Source organism: Amycolatopsis sp. NPDC051106 (genome assembly GCF_040682775.1).
Classification (GTDB): Bacteria; Actinomycetota; Actinomycetes; order Mycobacteriales; family Pseudonocardiaceae; genus Amycolatopsis.
In genome coordinates, this window is sequence record NZ_JBFBBQ010000138.1 from 1 (window position 1) to 17,368 (window position 17,368).

Sequence of the window (17,368 nt, forward strand, 5' to 3'; positions counted from 1 at the left end):
GTGCGTTGAACGCACCGAAGGCCGCCTTGGGTGCGTTCAACGCAACCAAGGCCACATTGGGGCGCTTCGGGGCTAGTGGACCATCACCGGGGGCGTGATCTCGTCGCCTTCGGACGGGGTTGGGGCCACCGGGCGGGACTTCGGCAGGAACAACGCCGGGATCACGCACAGCACCACCAGGACCAGCGACCACACGAACGTCGTCGAGAAGGCGTCCGCCGCCAAGCCGGTCGCCGCTTCATGGGATGCCGGGTTCAGGATCGCCGCCGTCGCCGCCAGCTGGCCCTGAGCCGTCGGGACGCCGAACTTGCCCGCCAGCAGGGCCGCCAGGATCGTCGCCATCACCGCCGACCCGATCGCGCCCGCCGTCTGCTGGACGATGTTCGTCGCCGTCGAGGCGCGGGCCATGTCCTTGGGCTGCAACGTCTGCAGCGCGGACGTCGTGATCGGCATCATCGTGCAGCCCATGCCGAGGCCCATCACGAACAGCGCCGACAGCAGGACCCAGTACGGCGTGGTCGCGGTGACCTGGGTCAGCATCGCCATCGAGCCGACGAGCAGCACCATGCCCGGCAGCACGATCTTGCGCGCGCCCACCTTGTCGGCCAGCCGGCCGGTGATCGGCATCATGAGCATCGCGCCGAAGCCCTGCGGGGCCAGCAACAGGCCCGCGTGCAGCGTCGTTTCGCCGCGCACCAGCAGGAAGTACGTCGGCAGCAGCATCATCCCGCCGAGGAACGCGACGAAGAACAGCGACATCGTCACCATCGCGATCGTGAACGACCGGTTCTTGAACAGCCGCAGGTCCACCAGCGGGTTGGCCACGCGCAGCGCGCGCACCACGAAAGCGACCAGCAGCGCCACCCCGGCCAGCACCGGCAGCCACACCTCGACCGCGCCGAACCCGCCCGCGGACGGGACCTTCGAGACGCCGAAGATCAGCGCCGCCAGGCCCGGCGACACCATCAGCATGCCCACGAAGTCGAAGCGCCCGGTGGCCTCCGGGTCGTCCTTCGGCAGCAGCCGCCACGACAGCAGCAGCGTGACGACGCCGATCGGCACGTTGATGAAGAAGATCCAGCGCCAGCTCACCGCGTCGACGAGCCAGCCGCCCAGGATCGGGCCGCCGATCGGGCCGAGCAGCATCGGCACGCCCAGCACCGCCATCACGCGCCCGATCCGCTGCGGGCCGGCCGCGCGGGTCAGGATCGTCATGCCGCACGGCATCAGCATGCCGCCGCCGAAGCCCTGCAGGACGCGGAAGACGATCAGCGTTTCGATGTTCCAGGCCGCCCCCGCGAGCATCGACCCGGCCAGGAACAACACGATCGCGAGCATGTAGAGCCGCTTGGTGCCGAAGCGGTCGGACGCCCAGCCGGTGACCGGGATCACGGTGGCCAGCGCCAGCAGGTAGCCCGTGGCGACCCACTGGATGACGTCGAACGACGTCGAAAACTCGATCGTCAGCTTCTGCAGCGCGACGTTGACGACCGTGGTGTCCAGGATCGCCATGATGGCACCGAGGACGACCACGGAGGCCACCTTCAGGACACCGGCGTCGAGCGCGTCACCGTTCGGCGCCGAGCCGGTTCTTTGCGTAGTCATAAGGAAGAAGTCCCCCAGTTCGTGGATTCGTCCGCGAGAGTACCGGGGGACTCCGACAAAAAACTCAGCAGATGCTGTCGGTCGGCACCGGGTTCGCGAGCCCGAACAGCGGCCGCAGCTTCAGCCCGATCCACGTGCCGCCGAGCGCGAACACGCCCCACAGCCAGCCGTGCAGGCTGCCGGTCGAGATGCCGCCGAGGTACGCGCCGATGTTGCAGCCGCCCGCCATCCGCGCGCCGACGCCCATCATGATCCCGCCCAGGATGGCGGCGACCGCCGTGCGCCACGGGATCGAGCTGTGGATCTTCCACGCGCCCGCGGCCGCGGCGGCCACCGCCGCGCCGATCATGATCCCGATGTCGGTGAGGCTGTTCTTGTCCTTCCAGATCGGGCCGGCCAGCGACGTCGCGTTGGACTTCTGCTGCCAGAACTCCCAGGACTCCGGGTGCAGCCCGAACACCTGCAGGATCTTGGCTCCCCACAACGAGAACGCGCTCGTGACACCCCAGATCCCGCCGGAGACCAGGAACACCGCGCCGGCCAGCACGCCCAGCACGACCGCGCCGACGAGGATCGGCCACGAGCCGCGGAAGACGCGCGCGAAGCCGTGCGCGGTCGGCACGACGTCCACCGGCGGTGGCGTACGGCGGCGCTGCACCGCGCGGGTGACCACGACGATCCCGGCGAGCACGGCGATCGTGATCGCCCACGAACCGAACCAGCCGACGTGGTCGGCCAGCAGCACGCCCTTGAGCTCGGGCCAGCCGCTCAGCGCCGGGTACGCCCACGTGTAGAGCACCGACCCGGTGATGAACCCGCCCAGCGTCAGGACGATCGTCGACTGGCCCGAGCCGACCGCGAACAACGTGCCGGACGCGCACGCGCCGCCGAGCTGCATGCCGATCGCGAAGAGCGTGGCACCGACGAAGAGGGCGAGCCCGAGCGGACTGGCCGTCGGCGCCGGCTTGCTGCCGAAGAGCCCGGCGCCGGTGCCCGCGATCAGCGCGATCAGCGTCGCGGCGGTGCCGAGCAGGAGGGTGTGGGCGCGCAGGCCCTGACCGTTGCCGACGGCGATCAGCTGCCGCCACGCCGAAGTGAAGCCGAACCGCGAGTGGAACAGCGCCAGCCCGAGGCCCAGGCCGAGCAGCAGCAAGACGCCGAACTTGGCACCCTGGCTCGCCCAGACGTACCAGGTCAGGCCGGCCGCGAGGACGCCCGCGACGGCCAGCGGGACGACGCGGACGGGCTCTTCCGGCCGCGGGACGGGCGCGGCGCAGGACGTGGGGAACTCGAGGAACTTCTTTTCGCCGGCGGGGGATTCGGTCGTCGCCACCAGTACTCCAGGCTCGAGCGGGAAGGACGACCCAAGTTAGGTCCGATGATCGCTTCGCCGCAGCCCGTCGCACAGTGTGGGACGAACTCGGTGTGGAACGAACGGAGCAGTCCCGAACGGCGAACGGCCCCTCACCGGCGGGTGAGGGGCCGTCCGACGCGGATCCTTACTTCTTGGCCTTGAAGCACATCGTCCGGGCGGGCTCCGGGTACGCCACGGCGATGACGTTTTCGTCCGTCCCGCACGCGGTCTTGTCCGCCTGGCCTTCGACGACCTTCACGACCTCGGCTTCGCCGGTCGGGTCGGTGCAGGGCACCTTCTTGTACCCCTCGGTCTTCGAGGTGAGGTTCGCGAGGCAGTCGCCCTGCTTGGCGTTGACCATCAGGCACAGCTTGTACGAGCTGCGACCGGTGACCGAGTAGGTGTCGTAGGGGGATTCGGCGCCGCCCGGGCACTCGTCGCTCGCGTTGTCGCGCTTGGCGCCGATCTTCACGTTCGCGTTCACGTCGGCGCAGTCGGCCTTGACCGGGTCGTCGCCGCCAGTGGTGAACTGGGTGATCGTCAGGCAGTCACCGACGTTGGAGCTGGCCGGCGAGTTCGTGAACGCCACGATCCCGGCGACCACGACGCCGATGAGCACGACGAGGCCGATGCCGAGGCCGATGAACCGGCCGGCCTTCGACTTCTTCGGCGGAGCCGGCGGCGCGGGCGGGAAGCCGGGCTGGCCGGGCGGCGGCGGGTACTGGCCCGGCGGCGGGCCGTACTGACCGGGCTGCCCCTGCGGCGGGGTGCCGGGCGCGCCGTACTGGCCCTGCTGGCCGTACTGCTGCTGCGGCTGACCGCCCGGAGGCGGCCCGTAGGGATCGGGCTGACCCACCGGCTGCTGGCCCCCGGGGGCCGGAGGGGGAACGCTCACTGTGAACCTCACACATGTGAAATGAAGAACCGACCGGGCCATCCAACACGCAGGGTGAGCACGGTCGGCACCGGGGTCCCCCGATGCACGAATTACCCACAGAAAAGGCGCCCCGTTGATTACGGAGCGCCTTCACTGCAGGACTGTGAGCCAAGTTACTCACGAAGATAGGACAGCAACCGCAGGATCTCCAGGTACAGCCAGACGAGCGTCGTCATCAGGCCGAAGGCGGTGTACCAGGCCCACTTCGCCGGCATGCCCTCGCGGATCATCCGGTCGGCCTGGTCGAAGTCGAGCAGGAAGCTGAACGCCGCGATACCGATGCAGAGGATGCTGAAGGCGATGGCGAGCGGGCTGCCGTCGCGCAGCGGGTTGAACCCGAAGGCGAACGAGCTGATCAGGTTGAACAGCATCAGGATCGCGACGCCGACGACGGCCCCGACGATCCACTTGGTCAGCTTCGGCGTCACCTTGACCGCGCCGGTCTTGTAGAGCACCAGCATGCCGATGAAGACACCGACGGTGCCGATGATCGCCTGCAGCGCGATGCCCGGGTAGATCACCTCGAACACGCCGCTCAGCGCGCCGAGGAAAAGACCTTCGGCGGCCGAGTAGACCAGCGTCAGCGGGCCGCTCGGCTTCTGGCGGAAGATGATCACCAGCGAGATGACGAGCCCGACGACCAGGCCGCCGATCATCGCGCCGATCAGGGCACCGGAGAGCCGGCCGGTTTCGGCCAGCTGGTTCTGGGCCCAGATCGCGGTCACGATCCCGACGAGCAGCGCGACGCCGAGGCTCATGCCGGTCTTGACGACGACGTCGTCGACGGTCATCGGCCGGTCGTCGTCGCCGGAGGTGACCTGGCCGGGACCGTACCCGGGCACACCGCCCTGGGTTTGGTTGAAGCCCACCGGGGGCCCGTACTGCCCGTGAGTCTGGGTTCCGCCGCGGGGCAGGTTGCGGAACGCCGGGTTGCTACTGGAACGCACCTGATCCTCCTGGATCTGCTGCTTCATGGATCGACGCTGCATCGGGTTCAACGACCGCCGGGTACGTGCGGTTCCCGTCGAGTAAAGACGACTTTACTCGACGGCGAGTCCGCGGCCACGGCAGACACGGTATGCGACCGGGATCACGACCGTTCGGCGACCGCCACCCGAAGGGCGGTAGACAGTCCGGCCCCCTCGGCGCGACGCTCACCTGGCGTGCCCGGTCGTTCACCGTACGCGCGTCGGGGAGTTGATCAATCGTGTGACCTGCGGAGACGCCTGTGCCGTCGCGCGCGGCCGACGAAGGAGCCTACACACCATGAGGTGGTCGACACGCCCCCGCGCGGGCATCCGCGCGCTCACCGGCCTGGTCGCCGCGGCCGTGCTGAGCCTGCTTTCCGTGACCGTCGGCGCCCCCGCCGCGTCCGCCGCGAGCCGGGAAGGCATCGGCCACGCGGTCGAGCCGGGCCAGGCGGGCACCGGCGGCCGGAACTGGCTGGGTTCCTACGTCGTCGGCGGGCAGCAGGTCTTCTGCGTGAGCTTCCAGCTGAAGGCGCCGGACACCGACGAGGTCTACCGGCCCGGCGACGAGCTGCTCACGAAGTGGGGCACGAAGCTCCCCGCCGACCAGGCGGCCGACATCTCGTACCTGCTGCTGCGCTACGGCGACACGAAGAAGCCGGACGAGGCCGCGGCGCTGGCGCACCTGCTGCACTCCTGGACCTCGGCGCCGCGCACCCCCGCGGACCTCGACGCGTCGCTGCCCGCCGCGAAGCTCGGCTACGACGCGCCGTTCCACCTCAAGGGCCTGCCCGCGGGTGCCCAGGCCGCCGTCGAAACGCTGAAGACCGAGGCCGCGGCCAACCGCGGCCCGTGGACGGCGTCGGTGACCGTCCCCGAAGGCGACCAGCGCCTCGGCGAACCCGCCACCTGGACGGTCACCGTCAAGAACGCGAAGGGCAAGGGCGTCCCGGGCGTCCCGGTGAAGCTGACGGCGACCGCCGCGACGGTCGGCGAGGACGCCGCCGCCACCGCGGGGAACGCGAGCCCGCAGGCCGCCGCGAAGGACGTCACGCTCGAGACCGGCGCCGATGGCACCGCGCAGGTGAAGCTGACGCCGACCGGTGACCGGCCGAAGCTCGTGGCGTCGCTGTCCGCGCCGGCCGACCGCCCGTACGTGCGGGCGCCAGTGGACACCGCGAAGCAGCGCGTCGTCTCCACCGGCGGCGAGAAGGCACTGACGGCGCAGGGTGTCGTCGCGCTCACCAAGCCGGGCCAGGTGAAGGTGACGAAGACCGACGCGAACACGGGCAAGGGCGTCGGCGGCGCGGTCCTGCGGATCACCGGCAAGGACAAGGCGTCGGCGGCACTGGGCCAGGACGGCAAGCCGCTCACCGGTGCCGACGGGAAGCCCGCGGTGGTCACCACCGACGGCACGACCGGCGGCGTGACGATCGAAAACCTGCGCGCGCCGCAGGACATCTGCGTCGTGGAGGCCGGCCCGCCGCCGGGGTACACGAACGCGTACGACCCGGCGAACCCGCCGTCGGCGTGCGGCACCGTGAAGCCGGGCGAAACGCTCGCGCTGACCGTGGCGAACAAGCCGAACGAGGTACCGCGCGCGATCCCGGCCGGCGGCGCGCCGGTCGTCCAGGCCCGGGGCGTGGTCGAGACGAGCTACTCGGTGCCGGGCCTGGCCGGGCTCGGCCTGCTGGTGCTGCTGGGCGCCGGGCTGGCCGGCTTCGCCGCGCGGCGGGCTTCGCGCCGGTAGTCCGGGATGGCAGGCAACGACTGGCAGGACGACAGCTGGTTCGTCGACGAATGGCGAGGCGGTGACCGGCAAACCGGCGGCGGCGGGCAGCTCGGCGGCGACCGGCGGGGCACCGACTGGCGAGCCGCCGACTTCCGGCAGAGCGGCCGCCGCCGGAGGGCGGCCTCGTCGAAGGCCGGCCGAAACCGCTTGATCGCCGGTTTCGCACTCGGCGCGGCGACGGTGCTCGCGGTGCAGTTCGGCAGCACCGTGGTCACCTCGCCGCCGGTCGCCGTCGTGGCCGGCACCGCGCTGCCCGCCGCGGGCGCCGCCGCTCCGGCGGCCGCGCCTACCTCGCCTTCACCCACGACCACCGCCCCCGCCGTTCCGGCCGCGCAGACGCCGAGCTCGACCGCGCCGCCACCGCCACCGCCACCGCCACCGCAGCGACCCGGCACCGTCCGGCTGCCTGCCGGCGGCACGGCCACCCTGGTGCGCAAGGACCTCGGCCCCGGCGGCGAGCTGCCGATCCCCGAGGATCTGGGCCAAGCGACCTGGTGGGGCGCCGAGCTGGACGCCGCCGGCGGGGCGAGCGTCTTCGCCGGGCACGTGAACTGGCGGGGCGCCACCGGGCCGTTCGCCGAGATCTGGACCGCGGAGATCGGCGCCGTCGTGACCATTGTGGACAGTGCGGGCAAACCCTGGCGCTACCGGATCTCCCAGCTGGTCACGGTGCACAAGGACGACCTGCCCGCGCGGGCCGAGGACCTGTTCGGCCAGTCCGGCCCGCACCGCGTGGTGCTGGTGACGTGCGGGGGCCGCTGGGTCGGCGGCTCGGACGGCTACGAGGAGAACCGCGTCGTCGTCGCGGACCCCGCCTAAGTTACTGGTGAGTAACTTCACGTCGCCGCAAGGTGGTCACTGACGCCCGTATGCAGCAGAATGCCCAGGGTCAGGGATGCGGGCGAGAGGTGGGAAGACGATGGCGACGTTCTTGGTGACCGGGGCGACCGGACTGATCGGGCGCCAGTTCACCCGGCTGCTGCTCTCCCGCCCCGACGACGACCGCGTCGCACTGCTGGTCCGCGCGTCGAGCAAGGCCAAGTTGGCCGCGCTGGTCGACCAGTGGCCGCACTCCGACCGCGTCACGCTGGTCACCGGCGACCTCGGCGAGCCGCTGCTCGGCGTGTCCGAAGCGGACCGCGACGCCCTGCGCGGCGGCGTCGACCACGTCGTGCACCTGGCCGCGCTCTACGACCTCACCGCCGACGACGAAGAAAGCATCAAGGCCAATGTGGACGGCACGCGCGCCGTCGTGGCCCTCGCCGCGGACCTGCGCGCCGGGTGCCTGCACCACGTGTCTTCGGTGGCCGTCGCGGGCGACCACGAAGGCGTGTTCACCGAGGAGATGTTCGACGCCGGGCAGCGGCTGGTCACGCCGTACCACCGGACCAAGTTCGAGGCCGAGAAGATCGTCCGCGAGCAGGACGAGGTGCCGTGGCGGGTGTACCGGCCCGCGGTCGTCGTCGGGCACTCCGAGACCGGCGAGATGGACAAGATCGACGGCCCGTACTACCTCTTCCCCGCGATCAACCGGCTCGCCGGGCTGCCGGACGTCCTGCCGCTCGTCGGCCCCGACCTCGGCGACACCAACATCGTGCCGGTCGACTACGTCGCCAAGGCGCTGCTCGAACTGGTCGTCAAACCCGGCCTCGACGGCCACGCCTTCCACCTGGTCAACCCCGAGCCGCAGCCGGTCGTGTCCGTGTACAACGCCTTCGCGAAGGCCGCGGGCGCGCCGACGATCACCGCGCAGCTCGGCGAAGGCCTCTCCAAGCGGATCGTCGGGCTGGTCAAGCTGACCGAGCACATCCCCGGCGTCACCATCGCCCGCGACGCCGTCATGGAGCGGTTCGGCATCCCGCCGGTGCTGCTGGACACCATGGCGTTCCCGTCGGTGTTCTCCTCGGCCGAGACGCGCAAGGCCCTCGCGGGCACGGTCGAGGTGCCGCGGCTGGAGGAGTACGCGCCGACGCTGTGGCGCTACTGGCGCGAGCACCTCGATCCGTTCCGCGCGCGCAAACACGGCCCGCGCGGCGAACTGGACGGCCGCCGCGTGATCATCACCGGCGCGTCCTCGGGCATCGGCCGCGCGACGGCGCTGAAGGTCGCGGCGGCCGGCGGCGTCCCGCTGCTCGTCGCGCGCCGTCAGCACGAGCTCGAAGAGGTCCGCGACGAGATCGTCGCCGCCGGCGGCACGGCGTCGGTGTACCCGGCCGACCTCACCGACGAGGACTCGGTGCACAAGGCCGTCGACGCGATGCTCGCCGAGCACGGCCGGATCGACATGCTGGTCAACAACGCCGGCCGGTCGATCCGCCGGTCGATCAAGCTGTCCTACGACCGGATGCACGACTACGAGCGCGCGATGGCGATCAACTACTTCGGCGCGGTCCGGCTGATCCTCGCGGTGCTGCCGCACATGTCGGAGCGGAAGTTCGGGCACATCGTGAACGTGTCGTCGATCGGCGTGCAGGGCATCGCGCCGCGCTTCTCGGCGTACGCGGCGTCGAAGGCGGCGCTGGACTACTTCTCGCGGATCGCGGCGACCGAGACGCACGGCGACGGGATCACGTTCACCACCATTCACATGCCGCTCGTGCGCACGCCGATGATCCGCCCGACGAAGATCTACGACGCGTTCCCGACGAAGTCGCCGGAACAGGCCGCGGACATGGTGATGAAGGCGCTCGTCGAACGGCCCAAGCACATCGGGACGCCGGCCGGGCAGGCGATCGGGCTGGCCTACACGCTCACGCCGGGCCTCACCGACGCCGTCGCGTACCAGGGTTTCCGGATCTTCCCGGATTCGACCGCGGCGGGCGGTTCGGGCGAGTTGAAGATCGGGCGTGGCGAGAAACACCTCTCGCGCGCGGCGATGGCGCTCGCCCGGCTTTCGCGCGGGTTCCATTGGTGACACTGCCACTGGTGACTCTGCGTTTTCCCGGGTGCGGCCATTCCGGCGACGCGCCGCCGAGGTCGCGACACGTGTTGGTGATTTGTTAAGCCGACCGGCGTAAGCGCACTGTGCCCGGGTACGGTCGGGCGCATGGTTCCTGAGCGCGACCCCGCCGCAACCGCCCTCAACGGCCTTCTCCCCCTTCGTCGTGAATACACGCAGGCCTGGCACGGCTTCGACCGCAACGAAGTCCGGCAGTACCTTGACCACGTCGAGGCCCAGCTGCGCCGCGTGATCAGCGATCGTGACGCCGCGGTGGCGCAGGCCGCCGCCGCGACCCGCGAGGCCGAGTCGATCCGTTCGCAGGTGGCTTCGCTGGAAGCGCGCATCGAGGAGCTGAAGAAGCCGCCGGAGCGGCTCGAGGACCTCGACGAGCGGATGCAGCGGACGGTCACGCTCGCGCAGGCCCGCGCGGACGAGATCATCAAGCGCGCCGAGGCCGCCGCGGAGAAGACGTGGGCGGGCTCGACCGAGGCGTCGAAGAAGCTGCGCGAGCGGTACACGAAGCTCGTCGCGGAGCTGGACAAGCAGGCCGACCTGCTGCACTCGGAGCACGAGAACGCGCTCGCCGAGACGCGCGCGGAGGTGCAGCGGCTGACCGTCGAGGCGGCCCAGCGGCGCGAGCTGCTGGACAACGAGGCGGAGCGGAAGCGGCGGAAGCTCGAGCGCGAGTTCGACGCGTCCCAGGCGGCCCAGAAGGCGGCGCTGGAGAAGCACGTCGCCGACCAGCGCACGGCGAGCAAGAACCAGGCCGAGCGCCGGCTCGCGGAGGCGACGGCGGAGGCCAAGCGGCGCCTCGACGAGGCCACGGCGGAGGCCCGTCGCCGGCTCGACGAGGCGACGACCCAGGCGGCCCAGCGCACGACGGCGGCGAACCGCAAGGTCGAGCGGCTGGCGGAGATCCGCGAGCAGGCGCGCAAGAGCCTGGCGGCGGCGGAGGACATCCTCAACCGCAGCGAGACGCAGCTCGCGACGCTGCCGGAGGAAGCGGTGATCCCCCAGGCGTCCAAGCTGGTGGGCGGCGACTCGGGTGCGGAGTCCCCCACGACGCCGTCGGCACCGGTCGTGCCGGTGGTCCAGCCGTCGATCCCGGCTTCGGCGAAGCCGGCGGTGAAGGCCGCGGCGCCCAAGCCCGCCCAGACCGCGAAGCCGGCCAACGCCCCGAAGCAGAACGGCCCGGCGACCAAGCCGGCGAACGGAAACGGAAACGGCGTGAAGCCGCTGTCGCCGACGGCGAGCAAGCCGGGTTCCTGAGGCTTCCGAGTGCCGTGAAGGCCTCCTTACCAGCGTCTGACGCCGGTAAGGAGGCCTTCACGGCTTTCCGGCCTGAGCAGCCCCCGATTCCACGCTACCGGCGAGCACCGACAGTTCCGGAGGCTGCGGCGCGAGTTGTCCACAGCGCCCCAATGTGGCCTTCGGTGCGTCTGACGCACCGAAGGCCGCCTTGGGTGCGTCAGACGCAACCAATGTGGCCTTGGGGCGCTTGTCAGCCGCGGGCGGTGCGGGGCCAGGGGTTCGCCGCCTCGAGCTGGGCCGCCAGGCCCAGGAGCAGGGACTCCCCGCCCGGCTTCGCCACCAGCTGCACCGACGTCGGGAGACCCGACCGGACCGACCGGCCCACCGGGACCGTGATCGCCGGGTAGCCCGCGAAGTTCCACTGGCCCGTGAAGCCGGCCAGGCGCGTCGACGGCAGGACGTTCGTCAGCCAGCGGCGCTCGTGCCAGCGGCCCGCCTTCACCGGCCAGTGCGACAGCGTCGGCGTCATCAGGACGTCGTGCGAAGCGAAGTACTCCGCAGCGCGCGCGATCCACCGGTCGCGCGTGCGCTCGCGGATCAGGCCAGTCCGCTGGATCAAGCGGCCCGCCCGCACGTGGGCGCGCGTTCGCCGCTGGAAGCGCGCGAAGTCGAAGTCGCGGGCCTGCTCGGCCGGGCCCGCGCACCAGCGGGCCGTCATGCCCAGGACCATCGTCGCCGGGTAGCGCGGTGCGGACGGCGAGACCGCGTGACCCGCCGCCGCCAGCAGCCCCGCCGCCTGCGAAACCGCCGAGACCAGCTCGCGCGGCACCGGGGTGTGCAGCAGCGGCACCGTCGTCGACATCCCGATGCGGGAAGCCGGCGGGGGCGAAACAACAGCCAGCGAAGCATCCGAAGCCAGCACCGAGACCAGCAAAGCCGCGTCGGCGACCGTCGTGGCCAGCGGGCCGTGCACCGACATGCCGAACCAGCCCCCTTCGGCGAGCAGGTCCGCGCCCGGCTTCAGCCCGACCAGCCCGCACATCGCCGCGGGCAGCCGGACCGAGCCCATGCCGTCGGTGCCGTGGGCCAGGGGGACCAGCCCGGCCGCCACCGCCGCCGCGCTGCCGCCGGACGACCCGCCCGAGGCGTACGTCGGGTCCCAGGGGTTGCGGGCGATGCCGTCCGGGGTGTCGCTCATCGGCCAGACGCACAGCTCCGGCACCCGCGTCAGCCCCACGAGCACCGCGCCGGCCGCCCGCAGCCGCGCCGCGATCACGCCGTCCTCCCCGGCGAGTGAGGTGGGCCCGGCCAGCGAACCGTGGGACGCGTACTCGCCAGCGACCTGCGTGACGTCCTTGACCGCGACGGGCACCCCGGCCAGCGGCAGCGACGCGAGGTCGGGCCGTGCAGCCACCGCCGCGGCCTCCGCGAGAGCCTCCTCCGCCCGCACCCGGCGGAACGCCCCGACGACGCCGTCGGCCGCGGCGATCCGGTCGAGGGCTTCCTTCGTCACCTGGACCGGGTCGAGGCATCCGGCCCGGACGGAAGCCGCGATCTCCACTGCGGTCGACACCATGATCGCGACCCTAGCCGACGAAAAGGTGACAGTGGCAGAGAAAACGTCTCAGATCGCGCCGGCGCGCAGTGCGTAGGCGACGGCGTGGGCGCGGTTGTTGAGGCCGCAGCGCGTCATCAGGCCGTAGAGGACGTTCTTCACGGTCCGCTCCGAGTAGCACAGCTTCGCGGCGATCTCCTCGGTTCCGAAGCCCTCGGCGACCAGCCGCAGCACGTCGCATTCACGCGCCGCGAGCCCCGACAGCGTCAGCCCGTTCGGCTCCAGGACGTCCTTGCGCATCCGCTGGACCTGCGAAAGCAGCGCTCCCTGCAGCCGCGGCGGCAGGTTCGCCGTGCCGTCGCCCGCGGCGAGCACCGCCGTCACCAGCTCGGCGCCGCCCGTCTCGCGGCGCGGCAGGATCGCCACGACACCGCTCTCCAGCACCGACATCAGGTCGCTCTCGCGGAAGTGCTCGACCACCAGCACGACGTGCGACGCCTTCGCCGCGCGGACCTCGCCCAGCACCGCCTCGGTGACGTGCTCCTCCATCACCAGCAGCACGTCGGGCACGAGATCGGTGATCCGGATGTCCGGATGGGCCTCCAGCAGGGTCACCGCGCCGGCGTGCGTGATCGGGTCCGAGGCGAGGACGGTCACTTCGACGGGCTTCATGGCAGCAGTGTGGACGGCGGGTCTTCACGCCTTCCCTATTCCGTCTTCACGCGCGTGAAGAAGTCACCGGACCCCGCGCGCCAGCTCGCCGAACGCCTCCCGGGCCCGCTCCAGGCACGCCGGCATCCGCTCGGCCGCCCGCGCCCAGTCGCGCTTCCCGCGCAGGTACTCGTCCCGCGCCTCGGCGGTCCAGCCAGCCAGCTCCGGCTCCACAGTGGACTCCAGCTCGGCGAGCAGGTCGCCCAGCTCGCCGGTGATCTCCCCCATCCGGTCCAGCACCAGATCGGCGAAGCGGAAGTCGAGGTCGCGGCCCGTCATGACCGCCGCTGCCTCGGCACGCCGCCGCCGGTCAGCTCGTACAGCCGGACCAGCCTCGAGAGGATCACGTCGAACTCCTGCTCCCAGTCGCTCATCGCCTGGCCAAATCGCACTGACGCGTCACCGCGCCACGACGCCTGCACCATCGCCATCTCGCTGTTGACGTCCCGCAGGTGCGCCCCGGCCGCCTCGATGGCGTGCGCGAAGCGGGCGGCGGCGCGTTTCATGTCCTCCGTCGGCTCGGCTGCGGCCATTTTCGGGCTCCTCGAGGTGTCGGCGGACCGAGGGTCGCGCACGCCGCGGCCCGGCGGAACCCCGCTCGTCCGCCGTTGCCCGAATGTCCGCCATCCTTGCCTGGCGGTTCACAGCGGCCGCGTATGCTCACGTCAGGCATCCGGCGTGTGACGGTTCGTCAGCGCACGAAGGGAGACCGATGTCGGCTGCGGACGGCTCCGCGCTGCATCTTTCTGGGGCCGAGCCCCAGGCCCCAGCCGGGGGGCGGGCCCCCCTGGGCCCCCCAACCGCGTCCTTGAGACTCCAGCTGCTGGGCCCGGTAAAAGCCTGGCACGGCGAAGAGGAGCTCGACCTCGGCTCCGCGCACCGGCGGACGGTCCTCGCCGTACTGGCGATGAACCCGAACCGCACGGTTTCGCGCGAGGAGCTGATCGACGCCGTCTGGGGCGAGGCGCCGCCGCAGAGCGCCCAGGGCTCCATCTACACCTACGTCTCCGGCCTGCGCCGCGCGCTCGAACCCGGCCGCGCCAAGGGCGAGGGCTCGCAGCTGCTCGCGTCGATCGGGTCCGGCTACTCGCTGCGCCTGGACGCCGGCGCGATCGACGTCCACCGGTTCGAAACCCTGCGCGAACTGGCCCAGCGCAAGCAGTCGGCCGGCGATCCGCGCGGCGCGCGCGAAGTCCTCGACGAGGCGCTCGACCTCTGGCACGGCGTCCCGTTGTCGGGCCTGCCCGGGCCGTTCGCCGCCGCCCAGCGCGCGCGGCTGGCCGAGGTGCGGCTGGCGACGATCGAACGTCGCGCCGAGATCGTGCTGGAGTCGGGCGGGCACGCCGAACTCATCGCCGAGCTGACCGCGCTGACCCGCGAACACCCCTTCCGCGAGACGCTGCGCGGCCTGCTGATGCGCGCGCTGGCCCGTTCCGACCGGCGGACCGAGGCGATCGCGGTCTACGCCGACGTCCGCGACCGGCTCGTCGAGTCTTCGGGCACTGAGCCGGGCCCCGCGCTGCGGCGACTGCACGACGAGCTGCGGGAGAAACCGGCGCCGAAACCGCCGCCGACCGTGCGCGTGCCGCGGTCGCCCGTCACGTCGATGCCGGACCGCGCCGACGTCTTCGTCGGCCGGGAAGCCGAGCTGGCCCGGCTGCGCGAAGCCGTCGACGAACTCGGCGCGGGCACCGGGCATTCGCTGTGGCTCGAAGGAGAACCGGGCAGCGGCCGGACGGCGCTGCTGGCCGAGCTGCTCGCCATGGCCCACGACTTCCGGCCCGCCTTCGCCGCGGCGGACGCGCTGGACCAGCGGTTCGCGCTGCGGCCGCTGCTCGACGCGCTGGGCGTGCACCCGCGGGCCACCGACGAGCGCCGCGCGAACCTGGCCGCCCGGCTCGCCGAGCGGTCCGGCGAGGACCCGGTCGACAGCCTGCTGGGCCTGGTCCGCGAGCTGTGCGCGGAGGCGCCGCTGGTGCTCGTGGTCGACGACCTGCACTGGGCCGACGACACGACGTTGCGCGTCTGGCGGCACCTGAGCCGGGAGGCGCGGGAGCTGCCGCTGCTGCTGGTCGGCGCGTGCCGGCCGGTGCCCCGACCGGCCGCGCTCGACGAACTGCGGGCCGAGCTCGACAACGATGTCACGACCGTGGTCACGCTGCCGCCGCTGGCCGAGGAAGAGACGCACGAGCTGGCCGCCGAGCTGGTGGGCGCGCCGCCCGGGCCCGGGCTGCGGGCGCTGGTCTCCGACGGGTCCGGAAACCCGCGCTACGTCCGGGAAATCGTCGAGACGCTGCTGGCGCAGTCGATGATCGTGCTCGACGGCGTCCACGCGCACCTGGACGGCAACACGCGCCAGACCATCCCCGCGCCGCTGGCGTCGCGGATCACGCTGTACCTCAGCTTTCTTTCCAGCGGCACCCGCGACACGCTGCGCTGGGCCGCGCTGCTGGGCCGCGAGTTCTCGCTGTCGGACATCGCCGTCGCGACCGAGCGGCCGCCGACGGCGCTGGTCGGCGCGGTCGACGAGGCGATCACGTCCGGGGTGCTCGTCGAATCGGGCGACCGGCTGGCGTTCCGGCACTCGCTGCTGCGCCGCGTGCTCTACGAAAAGACGCCCGCGGCGATGCGGGTGGCGCTGCACCGGCAGCTGGCCGAGGCGTTCGCCGCCGCGCGGGCCCCCGCGGACCGCGTCGCCGAGCAGCTCGCGGCCGCGCCCGCGCAGGTCGACCCGTGGATGACGACGTGGCTGCTGGAGAACATCGGCGCGGTCGCCACCGAGACCCCGCGCGTCGCGGTCGACCTGCTGCGCCACGCCGTCACGCAGGGGACGCTGCCGCCGGACGCGCGGGAAACGCTGACCGCGACGCTCGCGCGGCTGCTGTTCTGGCTCGGCCGCGAGCCCGAGGCGGAGGCGCGCTCGGTCGTCGCGCGGACGTCCGACAGCAGGCGTGCCGCCGAGATGCGCTGGATCCTGGCGTACGTCTACTACCGCCGCGGGGACTTCGCCGAGGCGACGGCCGAGCTGAAGCGGACGCTCGACGACGCCGACGTCCCGGAGATGTGGCGCGGGCGCCACGAAGCGCTGCTGGCCACGCTGGAGCGGCTCGGCGACGAGACGGCCCTGACGCCGGCCGGGCTGCACCCGCTCGACGACGCGGCGCTGTCCGTACCGACCCTCGACAGCCTCGACGAGGCCGCCGAACCCCTCGAAGCCGCCCGGCGGATCGCCGCGACGCGCGCGGTGCCGGGCGAGATGCACCTGGCCGGCGCGGTGCACTACTACTGGCTGGGCCGCTGGCCCGAGGCGCTGTCCGAGCTGGACGCGGTGATCCGCGGCGGCGCGGAGACGGCGTCGTACGTCTTGCGCAGTCCCGGATCGACGTTGCTGGTGCACGGCGTCGGCGCGCTGATCGCCGGGCACCGCGGCCAGCCGGCCCTGGCCGGAACGCACCTCGACGCGGCGGGCCGGCAGCAGTGGCCCCCGGGACTCGAGCCCGACGGCGGCGACTTCCTGCTCGCGGCCCGCGCGTTGCTGGCCGAGCAGGACGGCCGGCCCGAGGCGGCGCTGACGGCGTTGCTGCCGCTGCTGGAGGAGCACTTCCCGCCCGCGGCCCGCCACCAGTGGCTACCCGACCTGGTGCGGCTCAGCTTGCGGCTGGGCGAGCCCGGCCTCGCCCAGCGAGCGGTGCGCTTGCTGACCACGGAGGGCGAAGTCCCACCGGCCCACGCGGCGGCGGCCGCGCACTGCCGCGGGCTGGTCACCGGCGATCCGGAACCGGTGCTGACGGCGGTGTCCCACTACCGGGCGGCGGGCCGGCTGCTGAAGCGGGCCAAGGCAACCGAAGACGCGGCGATCCTGCTTGCGGAGTCAGGCCGGCTCGACGACGCGCGGACGGCGTTCCGGGTGGCGTTGACGGCGTACACGGGAATGGGCGCGGTGTGGGACGTGCGGAGGGCGGAGAGCCGGGTCCAGCCGTTCGGAATCCGGCGCGCGGGTTCGCTGCGGTCCCGGGCTGTCGCTGGGGAGTGAAGGCCGCGCTCACGGCTCGGCTCGGCCGGCTCCGCTCGGCTCGGCTCGGCTCGGCTCGGCTCGGCTCGGCTCCGCTCGGCTCGGCTCCGCTCGGCTCCGCTCGGCTCGGCTCGGCTCGGCTTGCAGTGAATGAAGCTTCTATGTCAAGTTGCTGCTTGTAGCTGGTGTTGGTGGTCGGTGAGCAGGGCCCGGTAGATGGCGTTGGTGAGGTGGCGTTTCAG

Annotated in this window: 13 protein-coding genes; 5 read left to right on the forward strand and 8 right to left on the reverse strand. The window is 72.2% G+C overall.

Annotated elements, in window-relative coordinates; genetic code table 11:
- Positions 1-72: 72 nt before the first annotated feature.
- From AB0M83_RS45795 to AB0M83_RS45810, 4 genes are all read right to left on the reverse strand, one after another.
- Positions 73-1,605: a DHA2 family efflux MFS transporter permease subunit gene (locus AB0M83_RS45795; RefSeq protein ID WP_364528132.1), complete on the reverse strand. Its 1,533-nt coding sequence runs from the start codon at positions 1,603-1,605 to the stop codon at positions 73-75.
- Positions 1,606-1,669: 64 nt separating this feature from the next.
- The gene (locus AB0M83_RS45800; protein WP_364528135.1) at positions 1,670-2,938 is read right to left on the reverse strand and encodes a YeeE/YedE family protein; all 1,269 of its coding nucleotides are present in this window, start codon (positions 2,936-2,938) and stop codon (positions 1,670-1,672) included.
- 166 nt (positions 2,939-3,104) lie between these two features.
- On the reverse strand, positions 3,105-3,854 hold the full coding sequence (locus tag AB0M83_RS45805; RefSeq protein WP_364528138.1) for a hypothetical protein: 750 nt from the start codon (positions 3,852-3,854) through the stop codon (positions 3,105-3,107).
- Positions 3,855-4,009: 155 nt separating this feature from the next.
- Positions 4,010-4,843: a Bax inhibitor-1/YccA family protein gene (locus AB0M83_RS45810; protein ID WP_364528141.1), complete on the reverse strand. Its 834-nt coding sequence runs from the start codon at positions 4,841-4,843 to the stop codon at positions 4,010-4,012.
- 319 nt (positions 4,844-5,162) lie between these two features.
- Between AB0M83_RS45810 and AB0M83_RS45815 the strand changes: the two genes are divergently transcribed.
- The 4 genes from AB0M83_RS45815 (at position 5,163) to AB0M83_RS45830 (ending at position 10,866) form a co-directional block, all read left to right on the forward strand.
- Positions 5,163-6,614, forward strand: coding sequence for a hypothetical protein (locus tag AB0M83_RS45815; protein ID WP_364528144.1), 1,452 nt, complete (start codon positions 5,163-5,165; stop codon positions 6,612-6,614).
- 6 nt (positions 6,615-6,620) lie between these two features.
- Positions 6,621-7,475, forward strand: coding sequence for a class F sortase (locus tag AB0M83_RS45820; RefSeq protein ID WP_364528147.1), 855 nt, complete (start codon positions 6,621-6,623; stop codon positions 7,473-7,475).
- 100 nt (positions 7,476-7,575) lie between these two features.
- The gene (locus AB0M83_RS45825) at positions 7,576-9,570 is read left to right on the forward strand and encodes an SDR family oxidoreductase (RefSeq protein ID WP_364528150.1); all 1,995 of its coding nucleotides are present in this window, start codon (positions 7,576-7,578) and stop codon (positions 9,568-9,570) included.
- Between the two features lie 132 nt (positions 9,571-9,702).
- Positions 9,703-10,866 carry a cell division protein DivIVA gene (locus AB0M83_RS45830; protein ID WP_364528153.1) on the forward strand — a complete coding sequence of 388 codons (1,164 nt, stop codon included), beginning with the start codon at positions 9,703-9,705 and terminating at the stop codon, positions 10,864-10,866.
- Between the two features lie 232 nt (positions 10,867-11,098).
- On the opposite strand, the gene AB0M83_RS45835 is transcribed toward AB0M83_RS45830, so the two are convergent.
- The 4 genes from AB0M83_RS45835 to AB0M83_RS45850 form a co-directional block, all read right to left on the reverse strand.
- Positions 11,099-12,424, reverse strand: a complete 1,326-nt coding sequence (locus tag AB0M83_RS45835) for an amidase family protein (protein WP_364528156.1) — start codon at positions 12,422-12,424, stop codon at positions 11,099-11,101.
- 48 nt (positions 12,425-12,472) lie between these two features.
- A complete protein-coding gene (locus tag AB0M83_RS45840) occupies positions 12,473-13,075 on the reverse strand; it encodes a response regulator transcription factor (RefSeq protein ID WP_364528159.1) in 603 nt (200 codons plus the stop codon).
- 63 nt (positions 13,076-13,138) lie between these two features.
- On the reverse strand, positions 13,139-13,393 hold the full coding sequence (locus AB0M83_RS45845; protein ID WP_364528162.1) for a hypothetical protein: 255 nt from the start codon (positions 13,391-13,393) through the stop codon (positions 13,139-13,141).
- A complete protein-coding gene (locus AB0M83_RS45850) occupies positions 13,390-13,647 on the reverse strand; it encodes a WXG100 family type VII secretion target (RefSeq protein WP_364528165.1) in 258 nt (85 codons plus the stop codon). The genes AB0M83_RS45845 and AB0M83_RS45850 overlap by 4 nt, the downstream gene beginning before the upstream one ends.
- Before the next feature lie 275 nt (positions 13,648-13,922).
- On the opposite strand from AB0M83_RS45850, the gene AB0M83_RS45855 reads away from it, so the two are divergent.
- Positions 13,923-17,147, forward strand: coding sequence for a BTAD domain-containing putative transcriptional regulator (locus AB0M83_RS45855; RefSeq protein WP_364528168.1), 3,225 nt, complete (start codon positions 13,923-13,925; stop codon positions 17,145-17,147).
- The last annotated feature ends 221 nt before the right edge of the window (positions 17,148-17,368 follow it).